Annotated in this window: 26 protein-coding genes; 9 read left to right on the top strand and 17 right to left on the bottom strand. The window is 41.7% G+C overall.

The features are described from left to right. Window positions 1-2 precede the first annotated feature (2 nt). Entirely contained in the window at window positions 3-1,031 is a 1,029-nt protein-coding gene (locus MHO82_RS03715) for a metal-dependent hydrolase (RefSeq protein WP_239182502.1), read from the bottom strand. Window positions 1,032-1,168: 137 nt separating this feature from the next. Here MHO82_RS03715 and MHO82_RS03710 point away from each other — a divergent pair, with 137 nt between their 5' ends. Continuing rightward, window positions 1,169-1,615, top strand: coding sequence for a CBS domain-containing protein (locus MHO82_RS03710; protein WP_239182501.1), 447 nt, complete (start codon window positions 1,169-1,171; stop codon window positions 1,613-1,615). A gap of 62 nt (window positions 1,616-1,677) precedes the next feature. Here MHO82_RS03710 and MHO82_RS03705 read toward each other — a convergent pair whose 3' ends face one another. The 4 genes from MHO82_RS03705 to apbC form a co-directional block, all read right to left on the bottom strand. Further along, a complete protein-coding gene (locus MHO82_RS03705; protein WP_239182500.1) occupies window positions 1,678-3,810 on the bottom strand; it encodes an AsmA family protein in 2,133 nt (710 codons plus the stop codon). Between the two features lie 113 nt (window positions 3,811-3,923). Next, window positions 3,924-4,505, bottom strand: coding sequence for a dCTP deaminase (gene dcd, locus MHO82_RS03700; protein ID WP_239182499.1), 582 nt, complete (start codon window positions 4,503-4,505; stop codon window positions 3,924-3,926). Window positions 4,506-4,575: 70 nt separating this feature from the next. Continuing rightward, on the bottom strand, window positions 4,576-5,220 hold the full coding sequence (gene udk / locus MHO82_RS03695) for a uridine kinase (RefSeq protein WP_239182498.1): 645 nt from the start codon (window positions 5,218-5,220) through the stop codon (window positions 4,576-4,578). A gap of 155 nt (window positions 5,221-5,375) precedes the next feature. Then, the gene (apbC, locus tag MHO82_RS03690) at window positions 5,376-6,446 is read right to left on the bottom strand and encodes an iron-sulfur cluster carrier protein ApbC (protein WP_239182497.1); all 1,071 of its coding nucleotides are present in this window, start codon (window positions 6,444-6,446) and stop codon (window positions 5,376-5,378) included. 147 nt (window positions 6,447-6,593) lie between these two features. On the opposite strand from apbC, the gene metG reads away from it, so the two are divergent. Then, entirely contained in the window at window positions 6,594-8,654 is a 2,061-nt protein-coding gene (metG, locus tag MHO82_RS03685) for a methionine--tRNA ligase (RefSeq protein ID WP_239182496.1), read from the top strand. Between the two features lie 99 nt (window positions 8,655-8,753). Here the strand turns inward: metG and pyrF are convergent, their stop codons facing one another. The 6 genes from pyrF to cmk form a co-directional block, all read right to left on the bottom strand. Continuing rightward, window positions 8,754-9,449, bottom strand: a complete 696-nt coding sequence (pyrF, locus tag MHO82_RS03680; RefSeq protein WP_239182495.1) for an orotidine-5'-phosphate decarboxylase — start codon at window positions 9,447-9,449, stop codon at window positions 8,754-8,756. A 39-nt stretch (window positions 9,450-9,488) separates the two neighbouring features. Continuing rightward, a complete protein-coding gene (gene lapB / locus MHO82_RS03675) occupies window positions 9,489-10,658 on the bottom strand; it encodes a lipopolysaccharide assembly protein LapB (RefSeq protein ID WP_239182494.1) in 1,170 nt (389 codons plus the stop codon). A 6-nt stretch (window positions 10,659-10,664) separates the two neighbouring features. Next, window positions 10,665-10,949: a lipopolysaccharide assembly protein LapA domain-containing protein gene (locus tag MHO82_RS03670; RefSeq protein ID WP_239182493.1), complete on the bottom strand. Its 285-nt coding sequence runs from the start codon at window positions 10,947-10,949 to the stop codon at window positions 10,665-10,667. A 152-nt stretch (window positions 10,950-11,101) separates the two neighbouring features. Then, window positions 11,102-11,386 carry an integration host factor subunit beta gene (gene ihfB, locus MHO82_RS03665; RefSeq protein WP_239182492.1) on the bottom strand — a complete coding sequence of 95 codons (285 nt, stop codon included), beginning with the start codon at window positions 11,384-11,386 and terminating at the stop codon, window positions 11,102-11,104. Between the two features lie 70 nt (window positions 11,387-11,456). Then, window positions 11,457-13,130: a 30S ribosomal protein S1 gene (gene rpsA / locus MHO82_RS03660; protein WP_239182491.1), complete on the bottom strand. Its 1,674-nt coding sequence runs from the start codon at window positions 13,128-13,130 to the stop codon at window positions 11,457-11,459. Window positions 13,131-13,230: 100 nt separating this feature from the next. Beyond that, complete coding sequence (cmk, locus tag MHO82_RS03655) at window positions 13,231-13,908, bottom strand: (d)CMP kinase (protein ID WP_239182490.1); 678 nt, start codon at window positions 13,906-13,908, stop codon at window positions 13,231-13,233. Window positions 13,909-14,280: 372 nt separating this feature from the next. Here cmk and MHO82_RS03650 point away from each other — a divergent pair, with 372 nt between their 5' ends. Next, window positions 14,281-14,787, top strand: coding sequence for a M48 family metallopeptidase (locus tag MHO82_RS03650; protein ID WP_239182489.1), 507 nt, complete (start codon window positions 14,281-14,283; stop codon window positions 14,785-14,787). A 68-nt stretch (window positions 14,788-14,855) separates the two neighbouring features. Here the strand turns inward: MHO82_RS03650 and aroA are convergent, their stop codons facing one another. From aroA to MHO82_RS03635, 3 genes are all read right to left on the bottom strand, one after another. Continuing rightward, complete coding sequence (aroA, locus tag MHO82_RS03645) at window positions 14,856-16,136, bottom strand: 3-phosphoshikimate 1-carboxyvinyltransferase (protein ID WP_239182488.1); 1,281 nt, start codon at window positions 16,134-16,136, stop codon at window positions 14,856-14,858. A gap of 192 nt (window positions 16,137-16,328) precedes the next feature. After that, window positions 16,329-17,360 carry a pentapeptide repeat-containing protein gene (locus MHO82_RS03640; protein ID WP_239182487.1) on the bottom strand — a complete coding sequence of 344 codons (1,032 nt, stop codon included), beginning with the start codon at window positions 17,358-17,360 and terminating at the stop codon, window positions 16,329-16,331. Window positions 17,361-17,485: 125 nt separating this feature from the next. Continuing rightward, on the bottom strand, window positions 17,486-17,941 hold the full coding sequence (locus MHO82_RS03635; protein WP_239182486.1) for a glycine zipper 2TM domain-containing protein: 456 nt from the start codon (window positions 17,939-17,941) through the stop codon (window positions 17,486-17,488). A 36-nt stretch (window positions 17,942-17,977) separates the two neighbouring features. Here MHO82_RS03635 and aat point away from each other — a divergent pair, with 36 nt between their 5' ends. From aat to infA, 3 genes are all read left to right on the top strand, one after another. Continuing rightward, complete coding sequence (gene aat, locus MHO82_RS03630) at window positions 17,978-18,679, top strand: leucyl/phenylalanyl-tRNA--protein transferase (protein WP_239182485.1); 702 nt, start codon at window positions 17,978-17,980, stop codon at window positions 18,677-18,679. Window positions 18,680-18,755: 76 nt separating this feature from the next. Continuing rightward, the gene (locus MHO82_RS03625; protein ID WP_239182484.1) at window positions 18,756-19,448 is read left to right on the top strand and encodes an arginyltransferase; all 693 of its coding nucleotides are present in this window, start codon (window positions 18,756-18,758) and stop codon (window positions 19,446-19,448) included. 84 nt (window positions 19,449-19,532) lie between these two features. Next, window positions 19,533-19,751, top strand: a complete 219-nt coding sequence (infA, locus tag MHO82_RS03620; RefSeq protein ID WP_001040192.1) for a translation initiation factor IF-1 — start codon at window positions 19,533-19,535, stop codon at window positions 19,749-19,751. A 78-nt stretch (window positions 19,752-19,829) separates the two neighbouring features. On the opposite strand, the gene clpA is transcribed toward infA, so the two are convergent. Then, on the bottom strand, window positions 19,830-22,094 hold the full coding sequence (gene clpA / locus MHO82_RS03615; protein WP_239182483.1) for an ATP-dependent Clp protease ATP-binding subunit ClpA: 2,265 nt from the start codon (window positions 22,092-22,094) through the stop codon (window positions 19,830-19,832). Window positions 22,095-22,140: 46 nt separating this feature from the next. After that, entirely contained in the window at window positions 22,141-22,461 is a 321-nt protein-coding gene (gene clpS / locus MHO82_RS03610; protein WP_239182482.1) for an ATP-dependent Clp protease adapter ClpS, read from the bottom strand. 454 nt (window positions 22,462-22,915) lie between these two features. On the opposite strand from clpS, the gene cspD reads away from it, so the two are divergent. Continuing rightward, window positions 22,916-23,137 (top strand): cold shock domain-containing protein CspD, encoded by a 222-nt coding sequence (cspD, locus tag MHO82_RS03605; protein ID WP_239182481.1) that lies wholly within the window; start codon window positions 22,916-22,918, stop codon window positions 23,135-23,137. A 158-nt stretch (window positions 23,138-23,295) separates the two neighbouring features. Here cspD and icd read toward each other — a convergent pair whose 3' ends face one another. Continuing rightward, window positions 23,296-24,549, bottom strand: a complete 1,254-nt coding sequence (gene icd, locus MHO82_RS03600) for an NADP-dependent isocitrate dehydrogenase (RefSeq protein ID WP_239182480.1) — start codon at window positions 24,547-24,549, stop codon at window positions 23,296-23,298. 143 nt (window positions 24,550-24,692) lie between these two features. Here icd and MHO82_RS03595 point away from each other — a divergent pair, with 143 nt between their 5' ends. Both MHO82_RS03595 and mnmA read left to right on the top strand, forming a co-directional pair. Further along, window positions 24,693-25,325 carry a pseudouridine synthase gene (locus MHO82_RS03595; RefSeq protein ID WP_239182479.1) on the top strand — a complete coding sequence of 211 codons (633 nt, stop codon included), beginning with the start codon at window positions 24,693-24,695 and terminating at the stop codon, window positions 25,323-25,325. Between the two features lie 112 nt (window positions 25,326-25,437). Further along, window positions 25,438-26,568: a tRNA 2-thiouridine(34) synthase MnmA gene (gene mnmA / locus MHO82_RS03590; protein ID WP_343299946.1), complete on the top strand. Its 1,131-nt coding sequence runs from the start codon at window positions 25,438-25,440 to the stop codon at window positions 26,566-26,568. Window positions 26,569-26,579: the final 11 nt, after the last annotated feature.

Genomic DNA, 26,579 nt, shown 5'->3' with positions numbered 1-26,579 from the left:
ATTTATGATTTTGGACACTCATTCACATGACATAACTCGGCATTAATATCTTGATTGCCTAATACCCTTAGCCACCAAGCTGGTACATGCTTAATCTCAACCGTTTTAGAATCTACTCGTTCTGGCATGATCGCTTGCCATTGCTCAGATTCATTCTGCTCAGCGAGATAAAAGGCAAATGGATGATACCCAGCCATACCTAAACGTAAATCCGTTACTTTTAGTTTATTATTTTCCACATCATATCGCATAAACCCCTGCGTAAAATGCTGTAGCTGCTGGTAGCTTTCCATGTCTTTTTTACCTAACCAACTCCCTCTTGGCATTGCCAATAAATCAATATTTGTATCTTTGTCTAATAAGGAAGTTAAGCCTTCCCAATATTGTTCTCCATCTAACACCACTACACGCCACAAAATAGTATTAACGGGCGTTGGAGTAATAAAAATAGGGCTTCCTTCCAGTTTTGTTCCTACCAACTGCTGCTCAATACGACTTTCAATACTGTGTAGTGCTCCCACAGACCAAATAATATAGCCGCTTGAAACCAATAGCCCGATTCGACACAATTTACTGGCTTTATCACGCCACATTAAAGAACAAAGAACCAACACCAACATCGGTAATGTATAGAGTGGATCAATAATGAACAAACTTGAAACGGCAACATTTTCAACCGGCAGAGGCCAAAAAAGCTGAGTTCCATAGGCTGTTAAAGAGTCGAGTAATGGATGAGTAATAAGCGCGAGAGCCACCAGAGCCCATAATTGCAAAAATGGCCAATCCGTTTTCTGCCAAAGCTGCCATGCATAAGCTAAAAGCAATGAAAAAGGCAGTAATACAAAAATTGAATGGCTAAAACCCCGGTGTTTTACAACATCTGAAACCGGATCACCATAGCTAATCAATACGTCTAAATCTGGTACTGTACCTAATAAAGCCCCAGCAGCTAACACTTTAGGTGAGCACTTTTTTCCTGCCACAGCACCTGCAACAGTGGCCCCTAATACAGCTTGTGTTATCGAATCCATAATCCCTCCATAAATGCAGCCTTATGATAGCGATAAGGAAGAAACTTCACCAACTGTAAAAACGTGCAATTTGTCGCATCTCTATTTTCATAAATTTAGTAGGGTTAAAGTAATTCACTCCAGAGGAAATCATATTTATGCCAACCAAAGTATCTGAATATATGACTCGCAAAGTAATCACCATTGATGAAAATGCAGGAGCACGTGAAGCCTACTTCTTGATGCGCGATGAAACTATTCGCCATTTACCCGTCATAAACAGTGAAAACGAAATGATTGGCTTCATTAGTGATCGGGAATTAAGAAGACCGAATTGGGCAGATGAGTCACCAGATATTGAACATGAATACCGAATCACTGATAACCTCACTGTGAGTGACTTAATGGTAAGAGAGATCATTAATGTACATACTTACGATACACTGACTAAGGCAGTCGGCACCATTCTAGATAATAATATTGGTGCAGCTCCTGTCCTCGATAAAGCTGGTGATTTAGTTGGTATGTTGTCTGCCGTGGATTTACTACAAGCTTTTAAAGATACCTTAGAGCATCAAAAAAGTAATAAGAAGAAACTAAACTAACCCAAATAAAAAGCCCCACCCTAGATTTAGGCGGGGCTTTTCACTAAGAAAGGCAAGAAAATTTAATTAAATAACCCCTTCAGCAATTTATCTGCTATTTCACCTTTTTGGCTATCGTCCAGCTTATCACCCAATAACTTATTTAAACCACGTTCAGCTTCTTTTTTCGCTTTCGCTTTCAATACATCGTCAAACTCAAGTTTAAATTTCGGTTTAGCCCAAAGACCACTCACTCTAACCGGGATCGTCACATCTTTAAGATCATCAATATCTTTGCCACCCTGGCCTTTTAGTGACCCTACAATGGATGTTCTGATTAAGAAATCAGCATCTTCCTTAATGTAATTTGCTTGCCCTTCTCCGTGAATTCGAAGCAAAGGAGACGCTACACTCAGGTTATTTGTTTTCATTACACCACCCGCTAAGTTTAACGTTGCAGTCAGTGCGCTAAAATCTGTTTTTTGCTCCTGAGCCGTTTCTTCACTTTTCTTCCCCGTGAACTTTGCGTAGTTCTCACGGATCAATTGCGGTAAGTTGATGCCATATACAGCACCATCGGCAAAATTAATGTTTACTTGTCCCTTTAAGTTCTTTTTCAGTGTCGTTTGCGCTAACCCTTTACCTGATACATTAACATCTATATTACCCTGCCCAGCCACAATACCATCGCCCATGACATCTTCAAGTAGTGGCTGTACTTGCACACCTTTAATGTTTTTCTTTACGCTATACGTCGCAACAGATTTACGGGCATCAATGGTTGCCGTCGCTAAAATAGATCCTTCATACAATTTAGAAGAAAACTTCTTCAGCTTAATAACACCCCGATTAACAGAAAGATCCGTCACCACACTAGATAAGCGGGCATTACTCGCCTTAAATTTATCAATCGTAAATGTACCAGCTAAATCCAGTGTTTTTAGAGCAGATAAATCAGGCTCTTGCTCTGAAGGTTGAGGCTTAGGCGATGTTTGAGAACCTTCCTCTTCAGAACTAGGAACTGAGCCCGCTACTTTAGGTGTATTTGCTAAACCAAGAAACTCATCCAAATCAATATTAGGACTATGAAACTTAAAACGGATTTTAGGTATTTCAAGTAACTCAGCAGAAGCATTACCATCAAGAACAATACTATCCAATTCCAACTTTAAACTTTCAAGTGTGGCTGTGCTTGCTGGCATATTATAATTTGCATCGGCGGCGGCTTTAATCGCCATTTTTCCTTTCGGAAGCACATCACCGACTAAATTACTCGCCAGTGTTAACCCTTTAACTTCAGCTAAATTTAAATTCTTTTCTACTCGTAATTGCGTAGCGCCTTTAGCATCAAAGGACATCTCCGCATTATTACCAGTAACATCAAAATTAATATTGGCCCACTCACCAAGCTCAAATTGATCTAAAGAGATATTCGCCGTTTTAATAGTATTACTTTTATCAGCATACGTTGCTGCTAAAGCAAGATTTTTAACAATGACATTGTCTAAGGTTTTAGCGATATTAAGCGCCGTCTCACCCTTTGCAGTAAAATTCTGCTCTGCCGTTTTTCCGGCTAAATCAAACGAGATCTGACTCCACTCACCAGGGGCAAATTTATCTAAGTGAAAGTTCAGCTGAGACAATTCGGTGTACGATGCTGTTGTCGCATCCTTAATCACAGCACTCGCATTGATAACTTCAATACCAGCTAGGGTAATTTGCCATTGTGCCGCTGTTTTTTGCTCTGTTTCAACAGATGGTGACGCATCTTCAGGATTCGCCACTTGATCTTTTTCCGCAGGAGTAGGTTCTGACTTAGCCGCCGCTTTTGTTAGGCTATCTAGATTAGATGTGCCATCCGCAAGGGTTTGAATATATACACGAGCACCATCTAAGGTAATTTGGCCAATTTCTAGTGTGTTGTTTAACAGTGGTCGAACGCTAACATCAAGTTCAGCTTTATCAAACTGCACTAAGTTTTTTTCATCGAAGCCACTTGGATTACGCAGCTCAATTTTTCCTAAACTGAAACCAATGCTAGGAAATAAATTCCAATGAATATCACCGCTAATAACCAATTCAAGACCGGTCTGTTTTTGAACTTGCTCAACAATAACAGGTTTAAATTGATTTGGATTCACGAATAAAATTAACGCTAAAACAGCAATAATAACGGCAAAAATAGGTATAAATAAGAACAGTGCAATTTTTTTCATCGTCTTCGTTCCCTCATCCTGATAAGAAGGTAGACACCGGAAGGGTAATAACAAGTGTAATGGAAAAATAAAAAGAGTGGTGAGTACCACTCTTTATCAGTCATGATAACAATTTAATCTTTATCAATTCGGCTAGCAACAGCACCCTGCTGATTTTTATATTTTGCGTTATCACGTTTGTTATACGGTTTTTCTGCAAAATCAGACAGCACTTCAAAACTTAATGCGCCTATTGGCATTTTAGGGCGCAAGGCTAACGGCAAACGACCACTGTTATAAAACTCTAACACGATTCGGCCAGACCAACCTGGATCAATACGGTGAGCCGTTACGTGTACCATCAAACCCAATCTTGCAAGAGAAGAGCGTCCGTCTAACCAACCCACAATATTAGCTGGTAAAGTCACAGATTCATGCGTCACAGCAAGCGCTAATTGGCCTGGGTGCAAGAAAAACGCTTGGTCGTCCTCCACCGCAATCTCTTCACTCATTACTTTTTCAAGTTGGTCGGCGACTTCTTCTTTTGGTCCTGATAAATCAATATAAGGTGCACCGTGGTCGTTAAACACTCGGAATTTATTTCCTAGACTTACATCAACAGTCAAGCCACTAATTGCCTCTTCTGAAGGGCTAGGCTCAATGGCAATTTTGCCTTCATTTAAATAGGTCTTTATATCCTTGTCACACAGTCTCACTGCGGATACTCTCCAAAATTAAACAAATATAAAAAAGGCTGACATTATGAGTCAGCCCTTAAAAATCACATTATGCTCTGAGCAATTTGGCAATATGTGCTTTTAACACATCAATCGCAATGCGGTTTTTGCCGCCACGAGGAACGATAATGTCAGCATATTGCTTAGAAGGCTCAATGAACTGCATGAACATTGGACGAACTGTTTTTTGGTATTGAGACAATACCGATTCCATCGTACGGCCACGCTCTTGAACATCACGGCTAACACGGCGAAGCAAACAGATATCTAAAGGTGTGTCCATGAATACGCTTGCGTGCATTAACTTGCGTAAACGTGGATCCGTAAGCAGCAAAATACCTTCAAGAATGATCACCTTCTTAGGTGTCATCGTACTTGTTTCATCGGTACGAGTATGCTCTGAGTAACTGTAATTCGGCACTTCCACCGCATTACCTTCAATTAATTGCTCTAAATGTTCACACAATAAATCATGATCTAATGCATTTGGATGATCATAATTTGTTTTAACCCTTTCTTCCATGGTCAGGTTACTTTGATCGCGGTAATAGCAATCTTCAGTGATCACACCGATTTGGTGATCACCCACTTTTTCTCGTAATTCGTTATAGATAGTGGTAGCGATTAAGCTTTTACCTGATGCAGATGCGCCTGCGATACCAACGATGACGCATTTGTGAGAGTTCTCTGACATATTAAAAAGTACCTAAAACAACGGGGGCGAGAAGCATAAAATAAACCGCCTGATTATAGGTAGTTAATGGATTAGATGCCAGAAAAAATAAAACATCTAATTCATTTGACTACTATCTACTCAAAATATAACGCCGTTAAACAAATCTTAGCTGATTACAAAGCGGTAAACATAATTTGATCTGGCATGACGTCCCCTTGCCAATAAAGTCGGCTAGCAACATTGCCAGCTAAGGAAAGATACGCTTTGGCCTGTTCTTCATTTGGGCGAGCAACCACTGTCGGTGTGCCATTATCAATATCAGCGCGAATATTAATATGAAGAGGTAACTGAGCAAGCAGTGGAACCCCATACTCTTTCGCCATTTCTTCTGCTCCGCCTGAACCAAAAATAGCTTCATGATGGCCACAATTAGAGCAAGTATGGAAACTCATATTTTCGATAACACCAGCAACAGGAACTTCTACTTTCGCGAACATATTGACGCCTTTGATAGCATCAGCGAGTGCTAAGTCTTGCGGCGTTGTAACCACAACTACCCCGGTAACAGGTATTTGTTGAGCTAAGGTCAGTTGAATATCGCCAGTGCCCGGAGGCATATCAATGACTAAATAATCCAAATCAGGCCAACGGGTTTCATTCATCAACTGAGCAAGTGCTTTTGACGCCATAGGGCCACGCCAGATAGTGGCATCCTGAGCGTCCACTAAATAACCAATGGAGTTTGTATAAATACCGTGTGCTTCAACGGGCTCCATCAACTTACCATCGCGAGACGCCGGGGATTCATCCATAGCGCCCAACATCATCGGCACCGATGGACCATAAATATCTGCATCCAGCATCCCCACTTTTGCACCTTGTGCTTTTAACGCCAAAGCTAAGTTCACCGACGTTGTGGATTTACCGACTCCACCTTTTGCAGAGCTCACTGCAATGATATTTTTCACCCCTTTTAACTGAGTTTTCTCACCTGCCTTTAATGTGGCCACACGGCAACTGAACGTAAAACTCACATTTTTAGCCATACCGTTTTGTTGCTGTAGCTCTACCCATTGGGTTAACTGTTCAAGTAAAGATGCCGCAGCAAAAGGAATTTGAATATGAATTTCACCAGTTGCTTTCACATTAACAACACCTTTTACCTCAGCCCATGCTTCAGGTAGCCAAGGGTGTTCAAAACCATTTAGCCATTGAGTAATATCACTCACTGATTCAAATCTCATTATGAATTCTATTCCTTTTTGTTGTTCTGATTATTTTCTTACCATCCTACCATAATGTAGCCTCTTATCAGCTAGGCATAGGGCGTTGTATCAGGTACTATTTATGACTAAATTTTTACCCATCATTACATGAGCGAAATTAAAAATATGGCAAATGACCCAAGGAAACTGCTGGTAACTTGTGCCCTTCCGTACGCTAACGGTTCGATTCACCTAGGCCACATGCTTGAGCACATTCAAGCTGACATCTGGGTTCGTTACCAACGCCTACGTGGTAACACTGTAAACTTCATCTGTGCTGACGATGCTCACGGCACACCAATCATGCTTAAAGCTCAACAGATGGGTATTACACCAGAAGAGATGATTGCAGCCGTTAGCGAAGAACACCAAAAAGATTTTGCTGGCTTCGATATTAGCTTTGATAACTACCACAGCACACACTCAGAAGAGAACCGTGAGCTGGCTTCACACATTTATCTAGAACTTAAGAAGAACGGTTTCATTTCTAGCCGTACTATCTCTCAGCTGTTCGACCCTGAGAAAGAAATGTTCCTACCGGATCGCTTCGTAAAAGGTACATGTCCTAAATGTAAGTCAGAAGACCAGTACGGTGACAACTGTGACAGCTGTGGTGAAACGTACAGCCCAACAGAACTGATTGACCCTAAATCAGCAGTTTCTGGCGCAACACCTGTAATGAAAGATTCTGAGCACTTCTTCTTCGATCTGCCTCAGTTTGAAAGCATGCTGCAAGAGTGGACTCGCTCTGGCTCTCTACAAGCTGAAACCGCAAACAAAATGCAAGAGTGGTTTGAATCTGGCCTACAACAGTGGGACATCTCACGTGATGCACCTTATTTCGGTTTTGAAATCCCAGGCGAGAAAGACAAGTTCTTCTACGTATGGCTAGATGCCCCAGTTGGCTACATGGCTTCTTTCAAGAACCTGTGTAACAAACGTGATGACTTAGACTTCGATGAGTACTGGAAAAAAGACAGCTCGACGGAACTTTACCACTTCATTGGTAAAGACATCGTGTACTTCCACTCTCTATTCTGGCCAGCAATGCTAGAAGGTTCTGGTTTCCGTAAGCCAAACAACGTATTCGTACACGGCTACGTAACCGTAAACGGCGCAAAAATGTCTAAGTCGAAAGGCACATTCATCAAAGCGGCGACTTACCTAAATCACCTAGATCCAGAATGTTTGCGTTACTACTACGCAGCAAAACTAAACAGCCGTATCGATGACCTAGACCTTAACCTTGAAGACTTCACTCAGCGCGTTAACGCTGATGTAGTAAACAAGATTGTTAACCTAGCATCTCGTAACGCTGGTTTTATCACTAAGCGTTTTGAAGGCAAGCTATCTGACAACTTTGCAGAGCCTGAGCTATACAACGAATTTGTTGCTGCAGCTGATCGTATTGCTGAGCTTTACGAAACTCGCGAATTTGGTCGTGCAATCCGTGAAATCACAGCACTAGCAGACAAAGCAAACCAATACGTTGACGAAAAAGCACCGTGGGTTGTGGCGAAAGAAGAAGGTAAAGACCAAGAGCTGCAAGACATCTGTTCTGTTGGTATTAACCTATTCCGCGTTCTTATCACGTACCTGAAACCAGTAATGCCTGAGCTGGCAGCACGCACTGAAGCATTCTTAAACCAAGAACTAACTTGGGAAGGCATGGCAGCACCACTAACTGGTCACGAGATCACTAAGTTCAAAGCGCTATTCAGCCGTATCGACCCTAAAAAGGTTGAAGCGATGATTGAAGCTTCTAAAGAAGACGCAGCAGCAGAAGTTGCAGCGAAAGAAAAAGCAGAAGCGGAAAAGAACAAAGCAAGCCAAACGGAACTAGACAAAGATCCAATCGCAGAAGAGATTGAGTTCGATGCATTTGCAGCAGTTGATATGCGTATTGCTCGTATCATCTCTTGTGAAGAAGTACCAAAAGCGAACAAGCTACTGAAGTTCCAACTGGACATCGGTGGTGAGACTCGCCAAGTATTCTCTGGCATCAAGTCGGCATACAAACCTGAAGAACTAGAAGGCAAGCTAACTGTTATGGTAGCAAACCTTAAGCCTCGTAAGATGAAGTTTGGTATGTCTGAAGGCATGATCCTAGCAGCAGGCCCAGGTGGCAGCGATCTATGGATCCTTGAGCCGCACGAAGGTGCTCAACCTGGTATGCGTGTAATGTAACTTTACAGCCAACCATAAAAATGCCGAGCTACTTCGCTCGGCATTTTTGTATCTCAATAATAGCAGGTTAGCGTTCTACCATTACATAGAAATAGGATACTACGCTAGACTAGCATTGATGTCTGTTAGAACATCAGCTGGATTAGCTGCTTGGGTTATCGGACGACCAATAACCAAATAATCAGAACCAGCAATAATCGCTTGCGGAGGTGTCATAATACGCTTTTGATCCCCTACAGCACTACCAACTGGACGAATGCCAGGCGTCACCAACTTAAACTCTTTCCCTAAGTCACTTTTTAGCATACTTGCCTCTTGAGCAGAACACACGACTCCATCTAGGCCGCTGTTTTTTGTTAACGAAGCTAAGCGTTTAACTTGCTCTTGTGGTTCAATATTTAATCCAATACCCGCAAGATCAGACTGCTCCATACTCGTTAAAACAGTCACACCAATCAGCAATGGACGATCTTTACCATAAGGCTCTAAAATTTCACGAGATGCTGTCATCATACGCTCGCCACCACTTGCATGAACGTTTACCATCCACACACCTAATTCAGCCGCTGCCGCAACCGCTTTCGAACACGTATTTGGAATGTCATGAAATTTCAAATCGAGAAAAACAGAAAAGCCACGCTTATGCAGCTCTCTTACAAAATCAGGTCCAAGTAAAGTGAACATCTCTTTACCGACTTTTAAACGGCAAGTTGAAGGGTCTATACGGTCTACAAATGCCAAAGCGTCTGATTGGTTATTGTAGTCAAGTGCAACGATCACTTTAGGGTCAAGCATTGGTTCTCCTGATATATCCTGATGTTTAGTTTGATGTCGTTATTCGCCGTCCAAACCTCGGATCGGCTTAATTGATCCCCACCCTTTACACGACGGACAATGCCAATATAAAGAATGAGTCGCAAAGCCACATTTACGACAACGATAATGTGGCTTAATCTTAAGCTGCTCTCCAACTAAGCTTTGCAACGTGCTTAAACTGTCTTTGGCTCTACCATCTTCCGCTTCTTCCAAATGGTAATCCATAAGACGGTAAAAACCCTTCATGGTTGGATTTTTTACCAGCTGCTTAGTCATGAAACTCTGAGCCAAAATAGGCCCTTCATGCCGTGCAATTAAGTCTGAGAGCATGAGCTCAGCACTCACCCCTGCTCCTTTTTCAATGGCTAACTGCAAGAACTGAAGTAAGGCAACTTCTTTATCTAAACGTTCATAGCACTCAACAATCAATGGCAAAGCTTCACTAACAAAGTCTGCATCTTGCTCTAGCACTTGCTCTAATTGTTTAACCGCAGCCTTATCATTTTTTTGATCGATCAATAATCTAGCGGAAATTATATTGGCGCGTACGCAGTTTTTATCGACTGCCAGAGCTCGTTTGAGGTGCTGCTTTGCTTTATCAGGTTTACTGTCTGTAATTTCACCCATCGCCAATTCACACCAATAGTGCGCGATATCGGGTTTTAGCTTGTTTTTACCTAATTTTACCAACGCACTTGCTCGGGCAATCGCTTTGCTCCATTCACGTGTTTGTTGGTAAATAGTAACAAGCTGTTGAAGTGCCGCTTCTCTATGTTCAGGCTCTTCCACTAGCTCTTCAAAGATTTTTTCAGCGCGATCAAAAAAGCCTGCAACCATATAGTCTTTAGCCAGCTGCTGCATGGCAAGGTTACGCTGTTCAACAGTTAAATTAGGGCGAGCAATGAGGTTTTGATGGATTCGAATGGCGCGATCAACCTCACCTCGGCTTCGGAAAAGGTTTCCTAATGCCAAGTGAGTATCAATAGTCTCACTATCAACCTGAAGTAATTCTATGAAGTGATCTACTGCTTTATCAGACTGATCAGAAAGCAATAAGTTTAAGCCTGTCACATACTGGCGTGACAGGTGATGGGATTGCTTCTGACGTTCATGACGAGCATTTCTATTACCCATATACCAGCCGTAAGCAGCTGCTATGGGCAGTAATAGAAATAACAGCTCTAACATTAAAGATTATTCCTTAACTGGTTCAGCACGAAGCTTGCTTAGTTCTGTTTGTTGTTTCTGCACTTTTTTATTTAAACGACGAGCAGTGAACTTAGCTTTGAAGTATAACATACCGCAAATTAACCACCCAAGACCAAAACCAGCACCAAAGGTAATACCAAGAAGCGTAGACAGCTGGAACTCATCTTGAGCAATCAAGTAATTAAAATTAACTACGATTTGATTTTGCGCTCCCAAAGCCAAGGCAAGAATAAAAATAGCAGCGAGTAGCAACGACGTTATAATTTTCACAGGGCATTCCTTAGTCGGTAGTTGTTTTAATTTGTCGATTATGCAGTAATTTTACTCATCAGACCATGATTATGACCTACAAAACATGACTCAATAGACATAAAAAAACGGCATACTTTAACAGTATGCCGCTTTTTTATGCAATATTGGCTTTAACCATAAATATTCACGCGATCGCGTAACTCTTTACCTGGTTTAAAGTGAGGAACGTACTTTCCATCCAACTCTACTTTGTCTCCAGTTTTCGGGTTACGTCCAAGACGCGGCTCCCGGTAATGAAGAGAAAAACTACCAAAACCACGAATCTCGATGCGATCACCGCCTTCAAGAGTTGTAGCCATTTGTTCAAGAATTTCCTTGACGGCATCTTCCACCTGTTTGGCAGAAAGATGGGTTTGTTGACTGCATAGCCTTTCAATTAATTCAGACTTGGTCATAAACACCCCTCGTAATTACTCAAGCTCTACCGAAAGAAAAGGGAGCCCTATAAAAAGGCCCCCTTGGTTATTATTCGCCTTTAGCTGCTTTGAAAGCATCAGCCATAGCGTTACCGAAACCACCGTCTTCAGACTTAGTGTTCAGTGAAGCCATTGCTTCTTGCTCGTCAGCTTCATCCTTAGCTTTGATAGATAGGTTGATTACGCGGTTCTTACGGTCTACACCTGTGAACTTCGCTTCAACGCTGTCACCAACGCTTAGGATTAGAGATGCGTCTTCAACACGGTCACGCGCAACTTCAGAAGTGCGGATGTAACCTTCAACGCTATCTGCTAGCTCAACTGTAGCGCCTTTAGCGTCAACAGCTGTAACAGTACCAGTTACTAGAGCACCTTTTTTGTTTTCTGCTAGGTAGTTATTGAATGGGTCTTCTTCCATTTGTTTAACACCAAGAGAAATACGCTCACGCTCTGCATCTACTGCTAGAACTACAGCAGAGATCTCGTCGCCTTTCTTGAATTCGCGTACTGCGTCTTCGCCTGAAGCATTCCAAGAAATGTCAGATAGGTGAACAAGACCGTCGATACCACCGTCAAGACCGATGAAGATACCGAAGTCAGTGATAGACTTGATCTTACCAGTAACGTGGTCGCCTTTAGCTTGCGCTTCAGCGAATGACTGCCATGGGTTAGCTTTACACTGTTTCAGACCTAGAGAGATACGACGACGCTCTTCGTCGATATCAAGAACCATAACCTCAACTTCGTCGCCAACATTAACAACTTTAGAAGGGTGGATGTTCTTGTTCGTCCAATCCATTTCAGAAACGTGTACTAGACCTTCAACGCCTTCTTCGATTTCAACGAAGCAGCCATAGTCAGTAAGGTTAGTAACACGACCAGAAAGCTTGTGACCTTCTGGGTAACGCTTAGCAATTGCTACCCATGGATCTTCGCCTAGTTGCTTAAGACCTAGAGAAACACGAGTGCGCTCACGATCGAACTTAAGAACTTTAACGTTGATTTCGTCACCAACATTTACGATCTCAGATGGGTGCTTAACACGCTTCCAAGCCATATCTGTGATGTGAAGTAGGCCGTCTACGCCGCCTAGGTCAACGAATGCACCGTAGTCAGTAAGGTTCTTAACGATACCTTTAACTTCAATACCTTCTTGTAGAGAAGCAAGCAGTTCGTCACGCTCAACGCTGCTTTCTGATTCGATAACTGCACGACGAGAAACAACAACGTTGTTACGCTTCTGGTCTAGCTTGATTACTTTGAACTCTAACTCTTTACCTTCAAGGTGAAGAGTGTCGCGTACTGGACGTACGTCAACAAGAGAACCAGGTAGGAATGCACGGATACCGTTAAGTTCAACTGTGAAGCCGCCCTTAACTTTACCGTTGATAACACCCATAACTGTCTCAGCGTCTTCGTATGCTTTCTCAAGTTGGATCCAAGCTTCGTGGCGCTTAGCTTTTTCACGAGAAAGTTGAGTTTCACCGAAACCATCTTCGATTGCGTCAAGAGCTACGTCTACTTCAGTACCTACTTCAACTTCAAGTTCGCCAGCAGCGTTCTTGAATTGCTCAGCAGGGATAGCTGATTCAGATTTAAGGCCAGCGTCAACAAGAACAAAACCGTTCTCGATAGCTACAACAGTACCTTTAACAATAGCACCTGGGCGTGTTTCGATTTCGTTCAGTGACTCTTCGAAGAGTAGAGCAAAAGATTCAGTCATTATTAATCTTCTAATAAATAAACGTCCATGGGTATCCTACCGCATGGGGTTGATAATAAAGTTAGTTATCATCCTTGCAACTAACACTCCAGCTTACCCTTTAGGCAAGCTTAGATTCGATATAAGACAACGCTTGTTCTGTTACTTGTTCGATGGTTAATACCGTTGAATCAAGTATCAAAGCATCATCTGCCGGACGTAATGGTGCCACCGCACGATTGCGATCACGATCATCACGTTCCTGAATTTCGCTTAAAAGACGGGCAAAGTTAACATCTAAGCCTTTCTCTTGCAACTGTTTCATGCGGCGATTTGCTCGCTCTTCAGCACTTGCATCAAGAAAAATCTTTACTTCCGCACTTGGGAAAACAACCGTTCCCATATCACGGCCATCAGCAACTAGGCCAGGCGCTTCACTGAATGCTCGCTGGCGTCGGAGTAAAGCTTCACGAACGCGAGGTAAAGCGGCTACTTTTGAAGCTGCATTTCCCGTTTCTTCTTTTCTTAATTCACCAGAAACGTCTTCACCTTCAAGAATAACCTTAACTAAGTCACCTTCCGCCTTAAATTGCACATCTAAATGCGCAGCTAAAGGAACTAAAGCATCTTCAGATTCAATATCTACACCATGATGCAACGCAGCTAAAGCTAACACTCGATAAATTGCACCAGAGTCTAATAAGTGCAAACCCAGTTTATTAGCAAGTAACATACATAATGTGCCTTTACCTGCGCCGCTTGGACCATCGACAGTAATGACTGGCGTGTTGGCAGACATAGTCTTTCTCCAGTTTATTCAACGTTAAGCATCAACTTTACGACTTACTATAAAGTCAATTTATTGCCGTGCTATTTTTCGGCTGCATATTATACGCGATAAACCGGATTCCGATACCAAATTATTTTGCCCTCTAACACTACTTTTCTTTAATTTCTTTACAAAAACAGGTAATTGACCGTGTGCTACCTTATAAAAAATATAGCTGATTTCCATAAGTTAGCCACTTTTATCAACATTTAGGATAAAAAAAATACTAAATGGTAAAAAAACACCTTTTCTTCTTTTAGGCCTTATTGCTGAATAACTTATTGGCTCTTACCTCACCATCTCTTAGTATACTGCTATAACCTTGCATCTCACTCGGCTGATATGACTCATTTACAATACCTAAGTGGCTATTCACAAGAGCTCACTCAACAAGTACAAACACTCATAGATAACGGGAATCTAAGTAAGGTTCTACTGAAAAAATACCCTAAAGTGCATTCCTACACGACAGAAAAAGCTCTATACGACTATGTAATTAGTTTAAAAAATCAATCAATGAAGAAATCAGCGCCAATCAGTAAAGTCATATATGACGGCAAGATAGCAACAGTACATAAAGCCTTAGGGCTTCATTCTTATGTTACTCGTGTACAAGGTGGGAAGTTAAAATCAAAAAATGAAATTCGGATCGGGACCGTCTTCAAGCACGCCCCTGAGGCTTTCCTAAAAATGATCGTTGTACATGAGCTGGCACATATCAAAGAAAAAGATCACAACAAGGCATTTTACAAATTATGTCAGTATATGGAGCCAGATTACCATCAGTTAGAATTTGATACTCGTTTATATCTGACCCACTTAGACGCTATAGGGCCACTATATACCTAGTCCAATAACCACCAGCTATAAAAAATGCCAGCTTCGCACTGGCATTTTTGTCTTTTATAAATTCAGCCCTACTGGCTTAATGAGGCTAATTTATCAAAATAATCAGGAAATGTTTTTGAGGTGCAGCCTGGGTCATTAATCGTGACAGGCGTATCACTTAATGCCACTAACGAGAAGCACATCGCCATACGGTGATCATCGTAAGTATCAATAGCAGCATGTGTTAATGACGCAGGCGGAGTGATGGTGATGTAATCATTCCCTTCATCCACTTCAGCACCAACCTTACGTAGTTCCGTTGCCATTGCCGCCAGACGATCAGTCTCTTTTACACGCCAGTTATAGACATTACGGATAGAAGTTGTACCTTTAGCAAATAGAGCAGCCGTGGCAATAGTCATTGCCGCATCTGGAATATGGTTAAAATCCATATCCACTGCGGTCAATTTCCCAACCCGTGAAATGACATAATCATCTCCCCATTCAATTTCTGCCCCCATTTTTTCTAGAGCGTCCGCAAATTGAATGTCACCTTGGATACTTTTTTTACCAATACCAGTAACTTTAATTTCTCCACCTTTAATTGCCGCAGCAGCTAAAAAGTAAGAGGCCGATGACGCATCCCCTTCAACAAGGAAATCACCTGGTGCTGTATATTGCTGCCCAGATGGAACCACAAACTCTTGATAATCATTATTTATTACTTTTACACCAAACTGCGCCATGATATGCAAGGTAATATCAATGTATGGTTTAGAAACAAGCTCGCCTTTGATACAGATACGTGTTTCTTGATTCGCTAATGGAGCCGACATTAAAAATGCGGTTAAAAACTGGCTAGATATAGAGCCATCAATTTCAACATCCCCACCTTGAAGGCCTGATCCTGTAATTTTCAGCGGTGGATAGCTTTCATTTTCTAAATATTCGACTTGCGCACCTGCGGTACGAAGAGCATCAACCAAATGACCAATTGGACGCTCTTTCATTCTTGGCTCACCCGTTAATACGTATTCACCAGAACCGAGACACAAGGCTGCAGCTAACGGACGCATTGCCGTACCCGCATTGCCAAGATACAACTCTAACGCTTCTTCAGCCTGAAATGCCTGACCAAGACCTTCAACCTCACAAACTGTTTTGTCTTCGGATAATGTATAACGAACACCAAGCTGCTCCAATGCTGTCAACATATGGCGTATATCATCACTATCTAGAAGGTTAGTTAGACGAGTTGTTCCCTGAGCTAAAGCGGCTAATAATAACGCGCGATTTGAAACACTTTTTGAACCAGGTAGGTTTACTACCCCTTGAACTTTTGAAATTGGTTGTAACGTTAAACTATCCATTACTTTCGTTGTCTTCCTGTCTTATCATTATTGATATTGATTCAATGTTTTTTTATATAAGTACGTTCTATTTCTCTATTGCGCTTCAATACCAAATTGGTCCTTCATGCACCCAGAGTATCGAAAAGTTAACGTTTGTGCTACTAGATAAATTCGAATCAAAAAAATAGCGAAAAAGTCGACCAACACACTTTACCTAGTCATTTTTTTCACAAAGACAACGACAAAAAGAGCAATGGTAAAACTCCCAGTAAAAGCCTCTGTTGCCGCGACCAAACGGGAAAATCCTATAGGGGTGAAATCGCCATACCCTAACGTTGTAAAGGTGACAACGCTGTAATATAAACATTCAGCTAAAGCTAAGGCATTCGCACTAAAACTTTGTTCAGTCCGAAATTGCACTACAGAACCATCAAACACAATTCCAAAGAAAAAATAGAACAACGCAGAAATAAAAATCAATAACAATGAAAAAAGCACTACCCGTATCGGGTCTTCTCCATAACCACAGAATAAGTCCACCGTTTTAGACATGGCTCTACGTGCAGAAAATTTCGGCATTTGAAAACGCCTCATCGTTAGCTCTTTTTGCAAAAAAACGCCAGCCATAGTGAAGATCCCCTGAATCTCAGAGGCTTTTCTTAAATCACGATAAATTTCTTCAGCTTGTTCATATAAGTCGATAACCTCCTCTCTCGGACAATGATCCTTTTCTGCTTTTCGACCCAAATCCTCCTGCAATAGAACGTTCCCAACTTCAATGTTATCGATTTTCGTATTGGTTAGCCGAATCCCCAGTAAGTTACAACCTTGTAGCTTTGCACAATGCATATTGGCATCTCGTAAGTCTGCTTTCATTAAGCTGCCATGACGGACATCAATATTAAAAAGGTGTGCCCCTCTTAGGTTGGCCCGGTAAAAGTCAGCATGACTTAAATCGTAGCCTGTTTTACTATTGTGGTTGACAAGGTTGACGTTACTCAACTGCGCACGCTGCAAGCTAATCCCTCGTAATAAGCCGCCTTTTTTTGCGTATGCTTCCAATAATGCAATGTCTTCAGGGTGATCTTTTATGATGGTTTTATCATGCCAATAGCAAAAACCATTTTCATTTGCCCGCTCAGTACAAACATGACCATCAGGATCATTGTATCCACATAAAGGCTCTTGCTCTGATTCTACTTCCGTAATGCCATGCTGTTCTTTATCATGGATTTCTGACATAACCACCTCCTGCAATCATAAAGTATAGAAGGTCGGTGGTTTACCTCCATTCTTTGACCCAACGTTTTGAAAAATAACGCGAGATCGCAGTCAGGTCATTGTGAAACATCATCTACCAATAATGGTTAATATGCCTGATCCACTCGTACTCCCTTATCGAAATATAAAATGCGCACATCATCACCACGACTAAACAACATATTCGAATCTAAGTCTTGAACAATATCGACTAATTGCCCTTCTTCCGTCTTAACTAATAACTCCACCAGTTTGTAATTTACACTGGTTAATTGATTCTGCTTTTGATGCGCAACACTAGCACCCGCGATGGCTCCAACCGCAGTTGCAAGCTCTCGCCCTCGACCATCACCAAATTGATTGCCAATTAAACCACCTACAGCAGCACCTAGTAATGTTTCCCAACCATTTACTGTTGACTGAACCATTTCTTGATGAGTGATGTAACGAACCGAATCAACCTCACCATAAACGACTTTATTCACCACACGGGCTTCATTCCGGTTATAAGCCGCTGAAACAGTTAGAGGTAAAAGGAGTAAGACTAATAACCAACTTCTCATATATAATTCCTAGGTTGTTATTTCTACGAGTAAATTATGACTATTTATTTACCAGAACTTCAAGCTGATAACATAGATTTCCCATCCCCACATAAGGCCTTGAATGAACCTAATGGTTTACTTGCCTTTGGTGGAGATTTACGGCCACAGCGCCTTTTAGCAGCTTACCATAAGGGCATCTTTCCTTGGTATAGTGAAGGAGAACCTATCCTATGGTGGAGCCCTGCCCCACGTGCCATTTTTAACCCAGCAACGTTTTCTCCAGCGAAAAGCCTCAAAAAATTTTTTAGAAAATCCGACTATCGGATCAGCATAAATAAAGCGACCCATGATGTGATTCGTTTATGCGCCGAAACTCGGGGGATCGAACAAACATGGATTACGCATGACATGCAAGCAGCCTATAAAACACTTGCTAACCTACATCGCTGCCACTCAGTTGAAGTGTGGCAAGATGACAAACTGGTAGGCGGTTTATATGGCATTCAAGTCGGCGGCATTTTCTGTGGTGAATCCATGTTTTCATTAGCAACGAATGCATCAAAAGTCGCTCTATGGCATTTTTGCGATCATTTCTCTTCTCATGGTGGTCAACTTATTGATTGCCAAGTGATGAATGACCACCTTGCTTCTCTAGGAGCAATAGAGCTTGAACGTGATGAATTCTTACAGAAACTTCAACAATACCAACAGCACACACTCAAGAGTGGCTGTTACCATTCACAATGGCTGAACTAACATATTGATCTATTGTGTATTGCTAGATTACAAACTATTTTATTGCTGGAATAGTAATTCGGTACATACTTAAATTATGGAACAGATCCCTTTACATGTTGGCGTTACTCCAACACAAAGCTGCAGCTATTTGCCTGAACAAAGAGAAAGGCTTGCTGTTGTCATGGACAGCCATTGGCATTCAACCTCAGGTTACGAAATGCTGCTTTCCGCTGGATACCGACGCAGTGGTAACGCCATCTATAAGCCAATGTGTGAACTTTGCAACGCTTGTACCCCACTACGTATCGATGCTATCAACTTTGTCCCATCCAAGAGCCAAAAGCGCTTACAAAAAGTCATTTCAGAATTTGATTGGGTAATGAAAGACACCCTCGATGACCAATGGTTTGATCTCTACGAAAAATACATTCGTATTCGACATCAGAGTGGATCAATGTTTCCTGCAAATAAAGAACAATTTTTTGAGTTTAGCCACAGTAAATGGATGAATACTCAGTTCTTGCACATTTATAAACATGGAAGGCTGATTGCAATTGCGGTTACAGACGTAATGCCGCAATCGGTTAGTGCAATGTACACATTTTTTGATCCAGATATTAAACTGTCTATTGGGACATTGTGCATCTTAGTGCAACTGCAATATTGTCAGACAAAAAATAAAAAATGGCTCTATCCTGGCTACCAAATCAATGAATGCCACCAAATGAGTTATAAAGTGCGCTTTAAACCTCATCAAAAGCTAGTAAATGGTGGATGGCAGGGTTAAAATGCAGCCCAAACTTTACATCACCCCATTTTGAAGGCATTATCTGCCAGTCAAAAAACAGGCTAAGCTGTCTAAGAGGATTAAATGGCAAAAGAAGACGTAATTGAAATGCAAGGTACTGTGCTAGACACACTACCAAACACTATGTTTCGCGTTGAATTAGAAAACGGTCACGTAGTAACTGCTCACATCTCTGGTAAAATGCGTAAAAACTACATTCGTATTCTTACTGGCGATAAGGTAACAGTGGAGATGACTCCGTACGACTTATCGAAGGGCCGTATCGTCTTCCGTGCTCGTTAATCTTCTGCATTAAAATACAGAATATAAAAAAACCCGGTCCATACCGGGTTTTTTATTATGAGATATTATCAATGAACCTTAGTGTACAGCTTCGCTTTCACTACTAAAATCAAAGGTCAATTCATCTTCCACTAAATCAACACGTACTGTGCCACCATTAGTCAACTCACCGAAAAGTAACTCATTCGCTAATGGTTTTTTCAGATTTTCTTGAATGACGCGGGCCATTGGACGAGCGCCCATCGCTTTATCATAACCTCGATCAGATAACCAAGATTTTGCTTTCTCTGATACTTCCATAGAAACGCCACGAGCATCTAGCTGAGCTTGCAGTTCCACAATGAATTTATCAACAACTTGTGAAATCACCTCTTTTTCAAGGCTATTAAACCAAATGATATTATCCAAACGGTTTCTAAATTCAGGCGTGAAGACTTTCTTAATTTCACTCATTGCATCTAATGTGTGATCTTGTTGAATCAAACCAATCGACTTACGAACAGTCTCAGCAACACCAGCATTTGTCGTCATCACAAAAATAACATTACGGAAATCGGCTTTACGGCCATTATTATCCGTTAGAGTGCCGTTATCCATTACTTGCAGTAACAGGTTAAATACATCTGGGTGAGCTTTTTCAATTTCATCAAGTAGTACAACCGAGTGCGGCGTTTTAATTACAGCATCCGTTAATAAGCCACCTTGATCATACCCAACATAGCCAGGAGGAGCACCGATCAAACGGCTAACCGTGTGGCGCTCACCGTATTCAGACATATCAAATCGAAGCAGTTCAATACCTAACGATTTTGCTAACTGAACGGTGACTTCTGTTTTACCCACCCCTGTAGGGCCTGCAAATAAGAAAGAGCCTACAGGCTTATTCTCTGCACCTAAACCAGCGCGGCTTAGCTTAATCGCCTCACATAAAACATCAATGGCTTGATTCTGTCCAAACACTAACATTTTTAGTTTATTGTCTAAACTTTGCAGCACATCTTTGTCTGACGATGAAACTGATTTTTCAGGGATACGTGCCATTTTAGCGACCATGGATTCGATATCACCCACATTCACCGTTTTCTTACGGCGACTCACTGGAGCCAAGCGACAACGCGCACCAGCTTCATCAATAACATCAATCGCCTTATCAGGTAGATGACGCTCATTAATGTACTTCGCTGATAACTCTACTGCGGCACGCAATGCTTTATTGGTGTAGCGTACTTCGTGGTGAGCTTCATACTTCGATTTAAGACCAATTAGGATTTTGGTCGTATCGTCTAATGAAGGCTCAACAATATCAATTTTTTGGAAACGGCGGGCTAATGCACGTTCTTTTTCAAAAATCGTATTGTGCTCTTGGTAAGTCGTTGAACCAATACAACGCAATTTACCGCTACTTAATAATGGCTTAATTAGGTTTGCCGCATCAACTTGGCCACCCGACGCCGCGCCCGCACCAATAATGGTATGGATCTCATCGATGAACAGCACTGCATGCTCTTCTTTTTCCAGCTGTTTCAAAATACCTTTAAAACGTTTTTCGAAGTCGCCACGGTATTTAGTACCAGCTAGAAGTGAACCGATATCCAGAGAGTAGATAATGCAATCTTGGATAACGTCAGGCACTTGCCCTTCAACAATGCGCCATGCCAACCCCTCGGCGATAGCCGTTTTACCAACACCAGCTTCACCAACCAATAGAGGGTTATTCTTACGACGACGGCAAAGGACTTGAATAGTACGTTCAAGCTCTTTGTCACGACCAATAAGAGGATCGATACCACCAACTTTTGCTAACTGGTTTAAGTTCGTGGCAAAGTTCTCTAATCGTTCTTCTGCTGGAGTCTCTGCACGGGATTCATCACTTAACTCATTGTTGCTTTGTGATAAATCATCATTACTTTCTTTGGTTGTACCGTGGGAAATGAAGTTAACAATATCAAGGCGGCTAATATCGTTTTTCTTAAGTAAGTAAGCAGCGTGTGATTCTTGTTCACTAAAAATAGCAACAAGCACGTTGGCGCCCGTTACTTCACTTCGCCCAGAAGACTGAACATGGAACACTGCACGTTGCAGCACTCGTTGAAAGCTCAATGTCGGTTGAGTTTCTCTGCTTTCATCATCAGCAGGAATTAATGGTGTCGTTTGATCGATGAAGGAATCAAGCTCTTTACGAAGAGCTTCAATATCAGCTCGGCAAGCAAGCAAAGCTTCACGTGCTGCAATATTTTCTAATAGTGCCAACAGCAAATGCTCTACCGTCATAAATTCATGACGTTTTTCTCTTGCACGAGCAAATGCACCATTCAAGCTTGCTTCAAGTTCTTTATTTAACATAGGCACCTCCCCTTAAAACCACCTTTGGTGGCGTGCCAGAACAAGCCTAAGCCTGCTCCATCGTACACAGTAGTGGATGTTCATGTTCTCTAGCGTACATATTTACTTGAGCGACTTTCGTTTCTGCCACCTCAGCGGTATAGGTTCCGCATATCGCTTTACCATCATAATGTACGGAGAGCATCAACTGTGTTGCTTTCTCCAAGTCCATAGAGAAAAATTTTTCTAGGATCTCAATTACAAAATCCATCGGCGTATAATCGTCATTATTTAAGATCACCTTATACATCGATGGTGGCTTAACTTTGGTTTTTTCCTTTTCTGCAATATCAGAATCGGGTGTTACCCATTCATATAACTTACTCATAATCGTGTCAACTTATAACTTAGGTAGAGAATCTCATTCTTAACAATCAGTTAGTTCTTATTTCATTCTACTGATATCAAAGTAGCTGAGTAAAAACATCCACCTATATACTCAGACTAATGCACCAATTGTATTCCAGCAAATAAAACATTTCTATCTTCATCTTCCGCTCTACGACTTTAGCCTAAAACCGTGGGGTTATTCGCTTTTATGTCAGCATGATTTCGTTTGTATTTATCCCCAATGACAAATCATATAAGTCTCATCTGATGCTGCTAGATTATTCCTAACTGTGATACTTAGGTGAAATGTTTCAATATGTCCGCAATTGCACTTGACTGTTGGCCTATTTTTACTAAAGTGTTACCTGTAGTGGATATAAACTGCATCTATAGCGCATTTAAATTCAATTCTTGGGGCGCTACTGATTCGATATGCAAGAGGGATGTATAGCATGGCAACAGGTACTGTAAAATGGTTTAACAATGCAAAAGGTTTTGGTTTCATTTGTCCTGAAGGGGAAGATGGCGATGTATTCGCGCACTATTCCACGATTCAAATGGAAGGTTACCGAACGTTAAAAGCAGGACAAACGGTTTCTTACGAAATTCAGGAAGGACCAAAAGGTTTCCATGCTAGTGAAATCACTCCTCTTGAGGGTGAAGCCGCTAAATAGGCAGTTCTATAGCAGGCAGAACTAAACTGACTAAAAGGGAGCTTATCGGCTCTCTTTTTGTTTTTAAGACTAAAACCCCCATACTAAATGCTAGTACCCCTCTTATAAAAAAAGCCCAGTAAAAACTACTGAGCTTTTAAACAATCAACCGATTTCAATTACATTTGCGAAATCATGTCGTCTGCAAATTCAGAACACTTACGTAGCTGAGCATCATCCATTAGACGTTCAAAATCATAAGTCACTGTTTTATTTGCAATCGCGCCTTCCATACCTTTAATAATAAGGTCTGCTGATTCTGTCCAGCCTAGGTGACGAAGCATCATTTCAGCAGAAAGAATTAATGAACCAGGGTTCACTTTATCTTGGCCTGCGTACTTAGGAGCGGTACCGTGAGTCGCTTCAAACAGAGCAATACCATCACCGATGTTTGCACCAGGTGCGATGCCAATACCACCAACTTGTGCCGCTAGTGCATCAGAAACATAGTCACCGTTAAGGTTCATTGTTGCGATTACGTCGTACTCAGCTGGACGAAGTAGAATCTGCTGTAGGAACGCATCAGCGATACAGTCTTTAACAACGATCTCTTTACCCGTGTTAGGGTTTTTGAACGTCATCCATGGACCACCGTCTAGCAGCTCAGCACCAAACTCTTCTTTTGCGATCTCGTAACCCCAATCTTTAAACGCACCTTCAGTGAACTTCATGATGTTACCCTTGTGCACAAGAGTTAATGAGTCACGGTCGTTGTCGATTGTGTATTGAAGAGCAGAACGAACAAGACGCTTAGTGCCTTCTTCAGACGTTGGTTTAATACCAATACCACAGTTATCAGAGAAACGGATCTTCGTTGCGCCCATTTCACCTTTCAGGAATTCGATAACCTTTTTAGCTTCTGGAGTATCTGCTTGATACTCGATACCAGCATAGATATCTTCTGAGTTTTCACGGAAGATAACCATATCTGTTAGTTCTGGATTTTTCAGAGGGCTCGGTGTACCAGTGTAGTAACGTACAGGACGTAGACATACGTATAGGTCAAGTTCTTGACGAAGTGCTACGTTTAGAGAGCGAATACCGCCACCAACTGGCGTCGTTAGTGGGCCTTTAATAGCGACATGGTAGTCACGTACGAAATCTAGTGTTTCAGCTGGTAGCCAAGCATCTTCACCATAGATTTGAGTTGATTTTTCACCCGTGTAGATTTCCATCCACTCGATTTTACGAGCACCTGAGTATGCCTTCTCAACTGCTGCATCAACCACTTTAATCATTGCCGGGCTAACATCAATACCGATGCCGTCACCTTCAATGAAAGGAATGATAGGGTTGTTAGGTACAATTAGTTTACCGTTGCCGTCTACAGAGATTTTTTCACCTTGGGCAGGTACAACTACTTTACTTTCCATTTAATAATACTCCTAGCGTCCATTTGTTATCTTTTTGTAAGATGCGCGCAAAACATAGCAGATAATTTAACTACACGCCAATCAAGATATTTCCGTATAATACCCGCGTCACATTTGTTACATGTTAAAAGAATCGACTACTTATGAAGCCAAAAGTTCACTCAAGCCAGCAACCACGCCCTAAAAATGGACGCAGACCATCTCGTGTACGTAAAACTGAAAAACGCCAACGCGGCCCACAAAAAATAATTTTATTTAACAAACCATTTAATGTTTTGACACAATTCTCAGGCCAAGAGAGTGATACGACACTTGCAGATTTCATTCCCGTAAAAGATGTTTACGCAGCGGGAAGACTGGATAAAGACAGTGAAGGTCTCTTAATTTTAACAAATGATGGCGCTTTGCAGGCCAAGTTAACTCAGCCTAAATCTAAATCACCTAAAACATACTGGGTGCAAGTTGACGGTGCACCAACCGAAGCGGATTTAGATAAACTGCGCAGAGGCGTCGAATTAAAAGATGGCATGACCCTCCCTGCAAAAGTGGAAATCATGGCGGAGCCTAACGTATGGGATAGAAACCCTCCGGTTCGATTCAGGGCAAACATTCCAACAACTTGGTTAGCAATTACGATTCACGAAGGTAGAAATCGTCAAGTGCGACGAATGACAGCCTATATTGGTTTCCCTACCCTACGTTTAATTCGCTATAAAATGGCAGATTGGACCGTAGCGGATCTTGCTCCGGGCGAATGGAAAGAAGTCACTTTATAAAGGGCTACAACTTTCCAATCACACTCATTCACAAATAATCATAGTGTGATTTCGATCTCTATCTGTTTCCTTTGTTTGGTTTCTGATAGAATCCGTTTTCGGAATTCATGTGATATTTAATAGAGATAAAATGTCAGACAACAGCCAGAAAAAAGTAATCGTCGGCATGTCCGGCGGAGTCGATTCTTCCGTGTCAGCTTACCTGCTAAAACAGCAAGGGTATCAGGTCGAAGGCCTGTTCATGAAAAACTGGGAAGAAGACGATAACGAAGAATATTGCACAGCCGCAGAAGATTTAGCGGATGCTCAAGCTGTATGTGACAAATTGGGTATCACACTCCACACCATTAACTTTGCTGCAGAATATTGGGACAATGTCTTTGAATACTTCTTAGAAGAATACAAAGCTGGCCGTACACCAAACCCAGATATTCTTTGCAACAAAGAAATCAAATTTAAAGCTTTCCTTGAATTTGCAGACGAAGTGTTAGAAGCAGATTACATTGCCATGGGACACTACGTTGATCGCACTTTCCCAACTCAAGATGGCGAGCTACCTCAAATGCTGCGTGGCAAAGACAGCAATAAAGATCAAAGCTACTTCTTGTACACATTAAGCCATGAGCAAATTGCCCGAAGCTTATTCCCTGTCGGTCAAATCGAAAAACCAGAAGTGCGCCGAATTGCTGAAGAACAAGGGCTAATTACAGCTAAGAAAAAAGACTCTACGGGTATTTGCTTCATCGGCGAACGTAAATTCACTGAGTTTTTATCAAAATACCTGCCAGCACAGCCAGGCAAAATTGAAACCCCTGAAGGTAAAGTGATCGGTGAACACCAAGGGCTGATGTATCATACCCTTGGCCAACGTAAAGGACTTCACATTGGCGGCCAAAAAGGTGGCGGTGGTAATGAAGCGCCATGGTTTGTTGCTGAAAAAGATTTAAAGCGTAATGTGCTGATTGCTGTGCAAGGCAAAGATCACCCACTACTAAAATCGAATGGCCTATTGGCTTCTCAACTTCATTGGGTTGACCGTAAAGCCATTAAAGAGCCATTAGTTTGTACAGTGAAAACTCGTTACCGCCAAACAGATGTACCATGCACCATCATTCCGGTTGATGATGAAAATATCAAAGTCATTTTTGATGAAGCTCAAATCGCTGTCACACCAGGACAGTCTGCTGTATTCTATAAAGACAATGTCTGCCTAGGTGGCGGCATTATTGAAGCGCGTATTTAAGGAGTAACCAC

The sequence above is a fragment of the Vibrio sp. Of7-15 genome (genome assembly GCF_022347565.1).
In the GTDB taxonomy this organism is placed as follows: Bacteria; Pseudomonadota; Gammaproteobacteria; order Enterobacterales; family Vibrionaceae; genus NORP241.
Note: the sequence above shows the minus strand (reverse complement) of the source record. Positions and strands in the feature narration are given on the sequence as shown.